We start from the raw sequence: 13050 nt of genomic DNA, 5'->3' as shown, positions 1-13050 counted from the left end.
AGATCCGGATATGCGGTGGACGTCGGGTCAGATCTGCGGCTGTCCCGCTGAGGGCAGGACCACCCGGACGATTGCGCCACCGCCTGGGACGTTCTCCGCCCGTACCCGCCCCCCGTGGGCGCTTACTACGGCGCGCACGATGGCGAGCCCGATCCCTGACCCGCCGTTGTCCCGGTCTCGGGCTGTGTCGATCCGGTAGAAGCGTTCGAAGACGTGCGGGAGGTGCTGCGCCGGGATGCCGGGACCGGTGTCGGCCACCGCTAGCTCCACACTTCTGGCATTGCTGATCACCTTTACCGTGACGGTCCCGCCCTCGGGTGTGTGCCGTAGCGCGTTGTCCAGGAGGTTGCCGAGGACCTGTCCCATCCGCTGCGGATCAACGTCGACCTGTGGGGTGGGGGGAAGGTCGCTGTCCAGCGTCACGCCCTTGCCAGCGAAGCGGGGCCGCGCCGCGGCCACGGCGTCCCGGACCAGGTCCGCCGGGGCCGTCTGTACCGGGTGCAGGTCGAGCTGATGTGTCTCGGCGCGGGAGACCGCGGCGATGTCGTCAGCGAGGCGGTGTAGCCGTGCGGTCTGGGCCCGCAGCACCGACTGAAGGTCCTCGTCGTCAACGGCGATGCCGTCCTCAGCCGCTTCGAGGTAGGCCTCAATGGTGGCGAGCGGGGTGCGCAGTTCGTGACCGAGGTCGGTGAGCAGCCGTCGCCGGGTCGCTTCGACGGTCTCCAGGCCTTCCGCCATGGTGTTGAACGAGTCGGTGAGGGTCTTGAGCTCGTTGCCGAGGCCGGGGTCGGCCATGCGGACGTCGTAGTGTCCGTCGGCGAGGCTGGCCGACGCATGCGCGAAGTGAGTGACTGGGCTGGCGATTTGCCGTGTCGCGTACGCGCTGGCCGCGATCGCCGCGACCAGCGCGGCGAGGAGACCGACACCGAGCGCGAGCGCATTCGCCGAGACGTACGCCTGTTCGACGTGCCAGCGCGCCTCGGCGCTGACCTCCCCGCCGACCTGCCCGAGGTGGTCGGCGAAGATCCGTGGTCCCACCGCGCCGGCGACCAGCGCCAGGGTCAGCGCACCGACGGCGAGCGTGAGCACCTGCGCGGCGAAGAGCCGCACTGCGAGGCTGACGCGTCGAAAGTTCACGACTGTGGTCCCATCCGGTAGCCGATGCCACGGACGGTGAGGATGAACCTGGGGCGGGCGGGGACGTCGCCGAGTTTGCGTCGCAGATGGCCGATGTGCACGTCGACCAGGTGCTCATCGCCAACCCACCCTTCACCCCACACCGCAGTGATCAGCTCAGTGCGACTCAGCGCGACATTCGGTCGGCCGGACAGAACCGCCAGTAGATCGAATTCGGTGGGGGTGAGCGGCACGGGCACCTCGTCGAGGCGGGCTTCGCGGGCTGGCACGTCCACCGCCAGCGGACCGAACCGACGCGGTGCTGGCTCCGGCTGGCCGTGAGGCTGGCGTGGGCGACGCCGCATCGCTGCGACGCGGGCGACGAGTTCTCGAGGGCTGAACGGCTTGGTGAGGTAGTCGTCCGCCCCGGCACCGAGCCCAGTCAGCTTGTCGGCCTCCTCAGTGCGGGCGGTCAGCATGACGACATAGCAGTCGCTGAACGACCGCAACCGCCGGCATACCTCCACACCGTCGAGGCCGGGCAGCATCAGGTCCAGGATGACGATGTCGGGCTCGTCCTCCCGTGCGGCATCCAGCGCCGCCAGGCCGTCAAAAACACAGCGCACCTGGTAGCCATCGCGTTCGAGATAGCTCGCCACGACCTTGGCAAGGCTCCGTTCGTCGTCAACGACCAGCACCCGTCCACTCATGTCCTGTTTCCTCGCGGCCGTGCTGCTCACTCCGGCGCGTACCGATCAGTCCAGGTGGCGCCGCCGTCGGTGCTGCCGACGACCCGGTCACCGGCGAGCGCGGCGAAGAGGGCGCTGTTCTGCACAGCGAAGCTGTGCGGCTCACCCGGCACCTCTCCGCGCCGCTGCCACTGCCCGCCGCCATCGGACGACGACCAGACCGCTCCGTCCGGGGCGACTGTCCACACGCCGGTGTTGTCCCAGGTCAGCAGGCCGACAGCAGGAGCGTCCGGGACCAGCTGCCAGCTGCGGCCGCCGTCGGTGGAGCGCTGCAGGCCGTCCCGCCCGACGGCGAGGACTGTCCCGTCGTCGGTCGGGCTGACCGCGAACGCGCCGATCGCCGTACGGGAACGGTGCTCCCAGTCTCGCTGGTCGGCGCTGACCATGAACGCGGCGTCGGCCGAGTTGTAGCCGTAGACCGAGCCGTGGGCGACTTGGAGTCCGTGGAAGTCCGCCGTACCGGAGAGCGACTTCTCCTGCCAGGTCACGCCACCGTCGGTCGACTCGATCAGGCCCACGTTGGCCGGTCCGTGTGTGGAGTGGCCCGAGGCGAGGAAGTGCCCGGGGCCGACCACGGTGAAGCCCATCAGGTCCAGGTCGTCCCTTGATACGCGTACGGCGGTCCGCGGACCGCCGATGCGGAACAGCCCGACGTGCGTGGCGACGTGCAGGGCGCCGCTACCCGGGTCGACCGCGATCCCGTGGACGTGCCCGAACTCCTGGTGTCCGGTACCTGTGGTGTCGCTGTTCGAAGATCCCGGACCGCGCAGGGCGAACGCCACCACGGCGGTGAGGACGGCCAGCACGGCCAGCGTCGCAATGATGATTATCCACGCCGGTGTGGCGAGCGCACTGCGACCCTGCGTCTTTCGTCCGAATCCGGGCCTGCTGCCCGGTCGCTTCGGCTGTGGCGTTCCGTTCATTGACTGCATTCACTTCCTCATCGCTGAAACTCGTGCAGAACCCGGGCGCGGGATCAGGGTGACCTTTCGTCCCCGTTAACCATGGCCCGAAGCCGGCGGAAAGCCCTCAATTTGGCCATGAAGATTCTCTGAAGAAGTGGCCTTACCTCTACTCGCCGGGCCGGCGGTCGATAACGCTGGAGATTCACACAAAGGAGCCCCTATGTCACCGCTGCTTACCCGCCGGCGCGTTATCGCCGGGGTCGCCGGAGTTGCCGGTCTCGCCGGCACCGCCGGAGTCGTCGCCGTCGCCGCCAACCGCGATACCCCGAAAATGATCAACCTCACCGCCGAGGCCATCCGCCGCGCCGAACGGGCTCGGCAACGCCCCGGCGCCGCCACCGTCCGCGCCACCCTTTCCCCCCGCCCGGTGACCCTGGATCTTGGCGGCGTGACGGTCGACACCTGGGGGTACACTGAGGACGCCCCCGGTCCGCTGATCAGGGCGAAGGCCGGTGACCGGCTCCGCGTTGACGTGGTCAACGAGTTGCCTACGGACACCAGCGTGCACTGGCACGGCATCGCGTTGCGCAACGACATGGACGGCGTCCCCGGGGTCACCCAGGACCCGATCGGCGCGGGCGAGCGCTTCACTTACGACTTCATCGCGCCCCACCCGGGAACCTACTTCTACCACCCGCACTCCGGGGTGCAACTCGACCGAGCGCTCCACGGCGTCCTGATCGTGGACGACCCGAATGACGCGGGCCGCTACGACCAGGAGTGGATCGTCGTCCTGGACGACTGGGTCGACGGCACCGGGCGGACCCCGGACGACGTCCTGGCCGCGCTCGGCGATGGCACCGACGGGATGCACGGCGGGCACGACATATCCGGCATGGACCACGGCGACGGGATGCCGATGGACGACAGCATGGAGGCCATGATCTCGCCACTGCTCGGCGGCGCGGGTGACGTTGACTACCCGCACTACCTGATCAACGGTCGGGTGCCGGCCGCCCCCGTCACCCTCACCGCCCGGCCCCGCCAGCGGGTACGCATCCGACTGGTCAACGCCGCCTCCGACACCGCCTTCCGGGTGGCGCTGGGCGGGCACCGGCTTACCGTCACACACAGCGACGGGTTTCCGGTCGTCCCGGATGTCACTGACGCACTGGTCGTCGGTATGGGTGAGCGGGTTGACGTCGAGGTTGTCGTCGCCGACGGGGTGTTCCCCCTGGTCGCGGTCGCCGAGGGCAAGATGGGTCAGGCGCTCGCCGTGGTCCGGACCGGAGGCGGCAGTGCACCGTCGGCTGAGGTACGCCCGGCCGAACTCGACCGCCGCGTCATTCTCACCAACCAGCTGCGGGCCACGGAAGAGGTATGGCTGCCCCAGCGCGAGCCGGACCGGACTCACGATCTGGTCCTCGGCGGTGGCATGATGCCCTACCGCTGGACCATCAACGGCAAGACCTTCGCCGACGCCGAGCCGTTCCTGGCCGGGGAGGGCGAACGGGTACGGCTACGGATGACCAACCAGACGACGATGTTCCACCCCATGCACGTGCACGGGCACACCTTCGCCCTCCGCGACGGCGGCCCCCGCAAGGACACCGTCATCGTGACCCCGAACCAGACCGTCACCGTCGACCTCGACGCGGACAACCCCGGACAGTGGATGACCCACTGCCACAACATCTACCACGCCGAGGCCGGCATGATGATCAACCTGGCCTACCAGCTGTGAGCTGCCCGGACCCATGACTGGTCCGGCCATCGTCGTCGGCCCGGGTTCCTGGACCGTTTCGCCCGGCGCTCCAAGGTCGACATGATGGCAGACCTGCAACCATGGGCGGAAGAACCATCGGCGCTGGGACACCCGGCCGACAGCCCGCCAACTGAGATGACACCTATTGCCGGTCGCTCTTAGTCGAGGAGTTCGAGGCGCACGGTGGTGACGTCGCCGGCCTCGATGGTTTCGGCCTCGCGGACAGCTCGTTTGACGGGCAGCACGTAGCAGCTTCGCTGCTTGTCCGGAAATATCGAGGTCGCCCAGGTGCTGCCGCCGACCGTGACCCGAACCCGCAGCGAGCCGAAGCCACGACGCGGCGGTCCGGAGAGGTCCCGGATCTCCTCCGACAGGTCGGTGGGGAGGCTGGCGAAGGTCCAACTGTCGGCCCGCCGGGCACTCCAGCTCCACAGCTCGGCCTCGAAGGTGACGATCACGGCCCCAGCCTGACACGACGGTCCGACACCGACCGTGGCTCGGCCCTCCGAGCGACCGAACGGGCACCGCGGCGCGGCACCGGGCCCAAACGGGTACCGCGGCGCCCCGAGCGACCGAACGGGCACCGCGGCGCGGTCGCTGGTGCTACAACGTGAGCTGAGCCGTGGTGCCTCGCGGGGCCGCGTGGCTACTGTCGGGCCATGCCGCTGAGTTTGGACGAGGTCGAGCTGTTCGAGCACTCCAGGGCTCGGTTGGAGGCGATCGCCTACCGGCTGCTCGGCTCAGCGAGCGACGCCGAGGACGCGGTGCAGGACACGTTCCTACGCTGGCAGGCCGCCGATCGCCGGCACGTTCAGACACCCGAGGCGTGGCTGACCAAGGTGCTCACCAACCTATGTCTCAACCAGCTCACCTCGGCGCGCGCTCGGCGCGAGAGGTATGTGGGCACCTGGCTGCCCGAGCCGCTGCTCACCGGAGACCCGATGCTCGGTCCGGTTGACACCGCCGAGCAGCGAGAGTCGGTCTCGATGGCGGTGCTCGTCCTGCTGGAGCGGCTTTCGGCCAACGAGCGGGTCGTGTACGTGCTCCGTGCGGCGTTCGGCTACTCGCACGGTGAGATCGCCGAGTTCCTTGACCTCACCGAGTCGAACTGCCAACAGATCTACCGGCGGGCGAAGCAGCACATCAGCACCGACCGGGTGCGTACGGAAGTGGATGCGACCAGCACGCGGAAGATCGTCGAAGAGTTCCTGGCAGCCGCCACCAGTGGGCAGGTGCGGCGGCTCGTCGAGCTCTTGACCACGGACGCGACGAGCGTCGGCGACGGTGGCGGCAAGATCCCGGCCCGGACCACGCCGGTCGCCGGAGCGCTGGCGGTGGCGAGGTTCCTGCGCGGCCTCCTCGTTCCCACCAAAGCCAAACGCGACCGGATCGGCGGTCGACCTGCTGTCTACGCCGACGTCGTCAACGGCGGACCCGCGGTGGTGGTCGTGAACGGCGACCGGGTTGTCGCCGTCATGTCCCTACAGGTGACTGGGGAGGGCATCGCGGCCATCCATATCCAGGTCAACCCCGACAAGCTTGTCCGCGCCACCCACCGCTGGTCCGCGGTTGAGCCCGGTGAACCCCTCATCGAAGCCTGGTGACCCAGCTCATAGCGGGCTCCTGTCAGTAACCGCGTCGCTATCCGGTTCAGGAAGCGGACGCATCGAGACAGGAGTGAGATCATGAAGCACCGCATCGTCGTCCTCGGGGCCGGATACGCCGGAGCCACCGCCGCCGGGCGCCTGGCTCGGCGGCTGCACTCCGACAGCGTCGAGATCACTGTCGTCAACGCCGAGGCCGAGTTCGTGGAGCGGGTCCGGATGCACCAGCTGGCGGCCGGACAACGCCTCGCCCCCCGCCGACTGCGCGACATCTACGCGGGTACGGACGTAGGGCTGCGACTGGCGCGGATCACCGCCGTTGACGTTGATCAGAAGATCGTCACGCTCGTTGACGAGCACGGTACCGACGAGATCGGCTACGACACCCTCGTCTACGCCCTCGGTAGCACCGGTACTGATCACGGGGTTGCCGGCGTCGCCCGGCACGCCTACAACATCGCCGGAAGGGAGTCCGCCCTGCGGCTGCGCGATCGCCTGGTCCGCCTCGGTGCCGGCGGGAACGTCCTGGTCGTCGGAGGTGGTCTCACCGGCCTCGAAGCTGCCACCGAGATCGCCGAGGCGCGGCCGGACCTCGCCGTCGCGATCGCCGCCCGCGGCGGCCTCGGCGACTGGCTGGACGTCGGGGCGCGGGGTCACCTGCGACGCGTCTGTGACCGGCTTGGTATCACCGTTCACGAGCACACCGACATCGTTGAGGTTGCGGAAGCCAGCGCGGTCACCGGCGACGCTCGAACCATCCCGGCTCAGGTGACCGTCTGGACGGCGGGCTTCGCCGTCCACCCCATCGCCGCGGCCACCCCGCTGAAGCTCGCCGAGACCGGACAGATCGTCGTGGATGCCAGCATGCGCGCGATCTCGCACCCCGACGTGTACGCGATCGGTGATGCCGCGTTCGCCGAGGGGCCCGGCGGTAAGCCGCTGCGGATGTCCTGCGCCTCCGGAATCCCCATGGGCTGGCAGGCCGCCGACGCCATCGCCGCGCGCCTGACCGGTCGAGAGGTGCCGAAGGTCTCGCTTCGCTACTTCAACCAGTGCATCAGCCTCGGCCGGCGGGACGGGCTCATCCAGTTCGTGACCGCCGATGACCAGGCCAAAGCGTCCTTCCTCGCCGGCAAGATGGCAGCCCGCTACAAGGAGATGGTCTGTAGGGGGGCGGCCTGGAGCATCTTCCACCCCACGTTGCTGCTGCCGACCCTTCGCCGCCGCACCGCCACGACCCGGAAGGAGCGGCGCGCCGCCACCGCGTGAGCTGGCGAACTGGTTGTCGACGCCGGATTTGGTCCCGGTGTCGGACACATCGACCGCCTGATCCCTACCTGGCCGGGGGAGCCTCCGACCCCCGGCCAGGCAGGGGCGGCCTCAGGTGGGGTTCGCCGCGGTGAGGACGTCGAAGGACCACAGCTCCCACTTGTTGGCGTAGGTCACCGACTCGGGGGCGCGATGCGGGCGGGTGGCGTACCAGGCGTCGTACGCCTCGGTGTCACGCCACTGGGTGACCACCAACCAGGTCGTGCGGTCGTCGGTGGGACGCAGTACCTGAAAGCCCTCGAATCCGTCCGCATTTTCGATCTTGCCTGGGCGTGCCGAGAACCGTTCGACGAATTCGTCACCGTGACCTTCGATGATGTCTATTGCATTAATTTTGACGATGCTCATTTGTCGCTCCTTAGGTCGGCGGCCGCGGGTGGCTCAGGCCGGTTGGCGTCTTTGACGAACGTCAGCATGACGACAGCGTCACTGACCGCTCGCAGGTCGTGTTTGCGATCGGGAATCACCAGGTAGTCGCCCGCGGAGCCGTGCCACGTCATCTCGGCGGTGCTCACGGTGGCTGTTCCCGACAACAGTTGCAGGGTGGCCTGTCCTGGGTTCTCGTGCTCGCTCAACGCCGATCCAGCCCGCAGTGCCAGCACTAGTTGCTTCAGGCTGTGGTGATCGGCGTTGAGCGTGGCCGCGGCGCGCCCGGACGAAGCTTCGTGGGCGCGGGTCAAGAGTTCCTGTCCGAGTTCGTGCAGACTTTTCATTGGCGTCGTGGACATCAGTCTTTCCTTCGGGTGCGGTGGGTCAACGTGATCTGACATGAGTCAGGTCGCGGGAAAGGGGTGAGTTGGGCCGCCACCGATGTCCCGGCAGTGGCGCGGGTGATTCCGTCCACCATGCCGTCGTGTAGGGAGCAGATGACGTCGCCGTAGTCGGGTATGAGGTCGAGGAAGGGGCAGTGCCATAACGTGATGTCGGCGCGGTCCCCGGAGAGCGTGGCGGTCGGCGCGAACTCGTGGGCATCGAAGCGGGAGGTGAGCGCGGTGGTGGCCCGGGTGAGCGGGGCGCCGTCGATGGCCTCCGTCGGCTGTTCGGATGCCCACGCCCGTCCGGCGTTCCGTGCGAGTGCGCGACCATTCGGCTGCTCGCGCAACGTGCGCGCGAGGAGCCCCGCCAGCAAGCGGTACTGGGTGGGTCCGGCGGTGTCCATGCCGACGGTTGCGCGATAGGTCATCGGTGGGCGGCCACGGCCGCGAGGAGCGCCGGGTACGCGCTCGGCGAGCTGCGCGCCAACCAACTCCTCCAGGTGTAGCCGGGTGGTCTCGACCGGCCAGCCCACTTCGTCTGCGACCTGCTGAGCGGTCATGGCACCGGCTGCCCGGTGGAGGACCTGCCGCAGGGCTGTTCGCCGACTCGTCACGAACCAAATATACACAAGGCAACTTGGGTAAAATTCACGCTGTTCACCTCAGCCCCCTAGGGTCTGGTTCGTGGAGCGGTTGGCGCGGCGGCTGGGGGTTACTGATGCGGTGGTCATCGGGATGGGGGCGATGCTCGGCGCGGGCGTCTTCGTGGTGTTCGCTCCAGCCGCGGCGGCGGCCGGCGGGACCGGACTGCTGGTGGCACTTACGCTGGCCGGGTTTGTGGCGTTTTGTAATGCGACCAGCTCGGCTCGGCTGGCGGCCCGCTACCCCGAGTCCGGCGGCACGTACGTCTACGGGCGGGAGCGGCTCGGCCCGTTCGCCGGGTTCGTGGCCGGCTGGGGCTTCGTGGTCGGCAAGACCGCGAGCTGCGCGGCGATGGCGCTGACGGTTGGGGCGTACCTCTGGCCGGACCGGGCCCGGCTCGTCGCCGTCATCGCCATCGCGGCCGTCACCGCCGTGAACCTGCGCGGTGTGGGGAAGACGGCGCGGGCCACGAAGGTGCTGGTCGGGGTGGTGCTGGGGGTTCTGTCCCTGGTCGTGGTGGTCGGCCTGACCGGCTTCACAGCGGAGCGGATCGGCGACGTCGGTTCGATCGGCGGCGGGGTGCGCAGCGACGTCGGCGGTGCCGGTGTGCTGACCGCCGCCGGGCTGCTCTTCTTTGCTTTCGCCGGGTATGCCCGGATAGCTACTCTCGGCGAAGAGGTACGCGACCCGAGGCGAACGATCCCCCGAGCGGTGCCGCTGGCGCTGGGTGTGGTGCTGGCGATCTACTTGGTGCTAGCGGTGATCACGTTGGGGGTGCTCGGCCCGGACCGGCTGGCCGCCTCCGCCGCGCCCCTGGCCGACGTGGTGACCGCCGTCGGGCTGCCCGGCCTGTCCTGGGTGGTCCGGGCCGGCGCAGCCGTGGCGGTGATCGGGGTGCTGCTCTCGCTGCTCGCCGGCGTGGGGCGGACCCTGCTGGCGATGGGCCGCCGACGGGACGTGCCGGTCGGCTTGGCCGCCGTGCACCGGGTGCACCAAGTGCCGTACCGGGCCGAGCTGGCGGTGGCTGTGGTGGTGGCGGCCGTGGTCCTCGTCGGTGACGTCCGCGGGGCGATCGGCTTCTCTAGCTGCACCGTGCTGGTCTACTACGCAATCACCAACGCCGCGGCGCTCACCCTTGGCCGTGACCCGGGCCGTCGGCTGCCGGTACGGCTGCTCGCCGTGCTGGGGCTGGCCGGCTGCGTCACGCTGGCGGTCAGCCTGCCCCCAGCCAGCGTTGGGGCGGGAATCGGCGTACTCGCGATCGGCGCTGCCTGGTACGCGCTGCGTCGGCGGTACCTCGACCGCGCCGGAGGCCGCTGACCAGCTCTAGGTGGGGCACCGCCCGGGCCGACGGTCAACTCTGTGCGGTCAGCCGCGCCGAGCGGCGTCGATTAGCTCCGTGACGGCAGCGGCAGCGGCATCCGGCCGGCCGTGCCGGCGCGCGGCCTCCGCCAGGGCGTGCCGACGCTGCGCGTCGTCGAGCAACGTCAACAGTTCGGCGCGGAGCGCGGCACCGGTGGCGTCACTGCCGGTGAGCATTCGCGCCGCGCCGGCCTCGGCGAGGTGCCGGGCGGTCTGCCGCTGCTCGTCGCCGGAGGTCGGCACGAGTGGGATCAGGATCGTCGGTCGGCCCAACGCGGTCAGCTCAGCTACTGTGCCGGCGCCACTGCGCGCAACCACGATGTCGGCGGCAGCGAGCACGTCGGGCAGTTGTCCATGGATGTAGTCCACGACACGGTAGCGGGCCTGTAGGTGTGCCGGTAGCTGGGCGGCGAACTGTTGCATGTGGCTCAGGCTGTGCTCCCCGCACTGGTGCAGCACCTGGCACCGCTGCAGGACATCGGGGAGAACCTCGGTGACCATCCGATTCACCTGTACCGCGCCCTGCGCCCCGCCGGTGACGAAGACCAACGGCAGGTGTGGGTCCAGCCTATAGGCGGCCCGGCCGGCAGCCGGGTCTCCGGTGAGCATGTCGGGGCGGACCGGGTTGCCGGTGACAACCGCCCTGGCCTGCGCCCGCTTCGACAGATTCGCCAACGAGGAGGTGTGGCTCAGCAGTACCCGGCTGGCGACGAGGGCGAGAATCCGGTTGGCCAGACCCAGGTTTAGGGTTTGCTCATGCATGACCAGGGGGCGTCGGGCCAGCCAGGCGGCCAGACCGATTGGAACGGCGACGTAGCCGCCGGTGGAGAGGACCACGTGCGGCCGGACCCGCAGTACGGTCACCATGGCCTGCAGCACGCCGATCGGAATCCGGAACGCGTCGGTGATGTTTCGCCACAGCTCGTGAAGATTGGGCGAACGCCGTAACTTTCCGGTGGTGATGGCGCGGAAAGGCAGGCCCTCCTGCCGGGCGATCTTTGCCTCCAGGCCCTGCTCGACCCCGACCCAGAGGATGTCGGGCTCGGCGCCGGTTTCGGCGAGGCGAGCGCGCAGCGTCCGGATGGTCGTCAGCGCCGGGTAGGTGTGCCCTCCGGTGCCGCCACCAGTGACGATGATTCGTAAGCCGTGGAGCTGTTGAGCACTGTAGACGGCCACGCGTTCCCCTGTGCATTGTCCGTCCGGCTGGCATCCTTGCTGGCGAGCCAGGATGGACTGAGTGAGCGTTTTGACGTTGTTCTAGATCGACTATAAACGTCAGCGACATTGGTCGCTTCGGCGCCCGCCGCTGAGCCCGCTGCCGAGCCCGCCGCTGAGCCGGGCCGCGCCGCTTCGGCGGCGGTGTTCGGCTCACCTCCGGTCCCGGTTCGGCGGGAATGACACCGCCGCTGGTGAGGATTGTTAGGTGTGGCGGTGGGTAGGTAGCCGGGGTGCAGACGTTCCTCCCGTACCCGGATTTTCTGGCCAGCGCGGCCTCGCTGGATCAACGTCGGCTCGGCAAGCAGCGGGTGGAGGCGATTCAGGTGCTGCGGGGGCTGACCCGTCCGGGCTATGGCTGGCGGCACCATCCGGCGGTGAAGATGTGGGCCGGCTACGAGGAGGCGTTGACCCGGTACGGGCTGGATGTGTGCGCGGTCTGGTGCGAGTCAGGCCGAGCCGACACCTGCGCCGCGACGCTGGTCGCCGATTTCACCACCGCCCGGGGCGTGCGCACCGTCCGTACCCAGGCCGAGTTGGCTGACGCCGGTGAGCTACCGCCCTGGCTGGGCCGCGACGACCTGCACCGGAGCCACCGTTCGTCGCTGCTGCGCAAGGACCCGGAGCACTATCGCCCGCAGTTTGGTGACATCCCGACCGATCTGGAATACGTCTGGCCCCGCTCTGATCGCGCCGCCGGTTAGGAAGCATCACCGGACCGTGACCGGCGTCACCTGGATAGGGCGGGGTCGTGGCTGCGTCGATATCGTCACCGCGGCGAAGCGGACCGGAGGGAGAGTAGCGGTGGCGGACGCGGAACTGCTTGTCGAGGTGGCCGGTCCGGTGGCGACCGTGGTGATCCACAATCCGGCCCGTCGAAACGCGATGACGTCGGCGATGTGGTGGCGTCTGCCGGGGGTGCTCGATCAGCTGGAGGCCGACCCGGCGGTACGGGCCCTGGTGCTCACCGGAGCCGACGGCACCTTCTGCGCCGGGGCGGACCTCGGCGACCTGGACGAGCTGCTGGACGCCGGTGATGCCAGTATCGCTGTCACGGCTGAGGAGCGGCTCGCCGCCTTCGCCAAGCCGACAATCGCCGCGATTCGGGGTGCCTGCGTCGGTGGTGGGTGCCAACTCGCCGTCGCCTGCGACCTGCGGCTCGCCGCCGACGACGCGCGTTTCGGCGTACCTCCGGCCCGGCTCGGCCTGGTCTATCCGGCGCCCACCACCCGTCGGCTGGCCCGGCTGGTCGGGCCGTCCACCGCGAAGGCCCTGCTCTTCACGGCGGAGCTGGTCGACGCCGGGCGGGCGCTGCGGGTCGGCCTGGTGGACGAGGTGCTGCCCGCCACCGCGCTCTCCGCCCGGGTCGATGAGGTTACCGCCGCGGTGGCCGCGCGGTCTCGGCTCAGCGTCATGGCGGCCAAGGAAATCCTCGATGGACGGGCGGATGACGCCCGAATCATCTGGTGGCATGGGCAGGTGCGGGCCAGCGGGGAGGCTCGGGAGGGCGTGGCGGCGGCCAACGAGCGCCGACCGGCCCGTTTTCCGTGGTCCCCGCCCGCGGCGGGGCCCGCCGAACCGGGCAGCATCGGGTAGCGGTTGGGTCGC

Annotated in this window: 14 protein-coding genes; 6 read left to right on the top strand and 8 right to left on the bottom strand. The window is 69.4% G+C overall.

Annotated features, from left to right (window positions below; all coding sequences use genetic code 11):
- Positions 1-27: 27 nt before the first annotated feature.
- The 3 genes from B116_RS0112175 to B116_RS0112165 are packed head-to-tail and all read right to left on the bottom strand — an operon-like array spanning position 28 to position 2788.
- Complete coding sequence (locus B116_RS0112175) at positions 28-1137, bottom strand: HAMP domain-containing sensor histidine kinase (RefSeq protein ID WP_027660256.1); 1110 nt, start codon at positions 1135-1137, stop codon at positions 28-30.
- Entirely contained in the window at positions 1134-1826 is a 693-nt protein-coding gene (locus B116_RS0112170; RefSeq protein WP_027660255.1) for a response regulator transcription factor, read from the bottom strand. The genes B116_RS0112175 and B116_RS0112170 overlap by 4 nt, the downstream gene beginning before the upstream one ends.
- 26 nt (positions 1827-1852) lie before the next feature.
- Positions 1853-2788: a F510_1955 family glycosylhydrolase gene (locus B116_RS0112165; protein ID WP_027660254.1), complete on the bottom strand. Its 936-nt coding sequence runs from the start codon at positions 2786-2788 to the stop codon at positions 1853-1855.
- 202 nt (positions 2789-2990) lie between these two features.
- On the opposite strand from B116_RS0112165, the gene B116_RS0112160 reads away from it, so the two are divergent.
- The gene (locus B116_RS0112160) at positions 2991-4514 is read left to right on the top strand and encodes a multicopper oxidase family protein (RefSeq protein WP_027660253.1); all 1524 of its coding nucleotides are present in this window, start codon (positions 2991-2993) and stop codon (positions 4512-4514) included.
- A gap of 179 nt (positions 4515-4693) precedes the next feature.
- Here the strand turns inward: B116_RS0112160 and B116_RS0112155 are convergent, their stop codons facing one another.
- Positions 4694-4993 carry a DUF1905 domain-containing protein gene (locus tag B116_RS0112155; protein ID WP_018723841.1) on the bottom strand — a complete coding sequence of 100 codons (300 nt, stop codon included), beginning with the start codon at positions 4991-4993 and terminating at the stop codon, positions 4694-4696.
- Positions 4994-5194: 201 nt separating this feature from the next.
- On the opposite strand from B116_RS0112155, the gene B116_RS0112150 reads away from it, so the two are divergent.
- Entirely contained in the window at positions 5195-6139 is a 945-nt protein-coding gene (locus tag B116_RS0112150) for an RNA polymerase sigma-70 factor (protein WP_018723840.1), read from the top strand.
- An 81-nt stretch (positions 6140-6220) separates the two neighbouring features.
- Positions 6221-7408, top strand: a complete 1188-nt coding sequence (locus B116_RS0112145) for an NAD(P)/FAD-dependent oxidoreductase (RefSeq protein ID WP_027660252.1) — start codon at positions 6221-6223, stop codon at positions 7406-7408.
- Between the two features lie 111 nt (positions 7409-7519).
- On the opposite strand, the gene B116_RS0112140 is transcribed toward B116_RS0112145, so the two are convergent.
- From B116_RS0112140 to B116_RS0112130, 3 genes are read right to left on the bottom strand one after another with little or no spacing between them, the layout of a single operon-like run.
- Entirely contained in the window at positions 7520-7816 is a 297-nt protein-coding gene (locus B116_RS0112140; protein WP_027660251.1) for an antibiotic biosynthesis monooxygenase family protein, read from the bottom strand.
- Complete coding sequence (locus B116_RS0112135) at positions 7813-8181, bottom strand: cupin domain-containing protein (protein WP_027660250.1); 369 nt, start codon at positions 8179-8181, stop codon at positions 7813-7815. The genes B116_RS0112140 and B116_RS0112135 overlap by 4 nt, the downstream gene beginning before the upstream one ends.
- A gap of 14 nt (positions 8182-8195) precedes the next feature.
- Positions 8196-8852: a helix-turn-helix transcriptional regulator gene (locus B116_RS0112130; protein ID WP_027660249.1), complete on the bottom strand. Its 657-nt coding sequence runs from the start codon at positions 8850-8852 to the stop codon at positions 8196-8198.
- A 55-nt stretch (positions 8853-8907) separates the two neighbouring features.
- Between B116_RS0112130 and B116_RS0112125 the strand changes: the two genes are divergently transcribed.
- Positions 8908-10185 carry an APC family permease gene (locus B116_RS0112125; RefSeq protein ID WP_027660248.1) on the top strand — a complete coding sequence of 426 codons (1278 nt, stop codon included), beginning with the start codon at positions 8908-8910 and terminating at the stop codon, positions 10183-10185.
- A 48-nt stretch (positions 10186-10233) separates the two neighbouring features.
- Here the strand turns inward: B116_RS0112125 and B116_RS0112120 are convergent, their stop codons facing one another.
- Entirely contained in the window at positions 10234-11403 is a 1170-nt protein-coding gene (locus tag B116_RS0112120; protein ID WP_027660247.1) for a UDP-N-acetylglucosamine--N-acetylmuramyl-(pentapeptide) pyrophosphoryl-undecaprenol N-acetylglucosamine transferase, read from the bottom strand.
- A 272-nt stretch (positions 11404-11675) separates the two neighbouring features.
- On the opposite strand from B116_RS0112120, the gene B116_RS0112115 reads away from it, so the two are divergent.
- Both B116_RS0112115 and B116_RS0112110 read left to right on the top strand, forming a co-directional pair.
- The gene (locus tag B116_RS0112115; RefSeq protein WP_018723833.1) at positions 11676-12146 is read left to right on the top strand and encodes an MSMEG_6728 family protein; all 471 of its coding nucleotides are present in this window, start codon (positions 11676-11678) and stop codon (positions 12144-12146) included.
- Between the two features lie 61 nt (positions 12147-12207).
- A complete protein-coding gene (locus B116_RS0112110; RefSeq protein ID WP_050591865.1) occupies positions 12208-13038 on the top strand; it encodes an enoyl-CoA hydratase/isomerase family protein in 831 nt (276 codons plus the stop codon).
- Positions 13039-13050: the final 12 nt, after the last annotated feature.

This window comes from Salinispora fenicalii, from assembly GCF_000514815.1.
GTDB classification, from domain to species: Bacteria; Actinomycetota; Actinomycetes; order Mycobacteriales; family Micromonosporaceae; genus Micromonospora; species Micromonospora fenicalii.
This window is presented reverse-complemented; position numbering and strand designations above follow the sequence as displayed.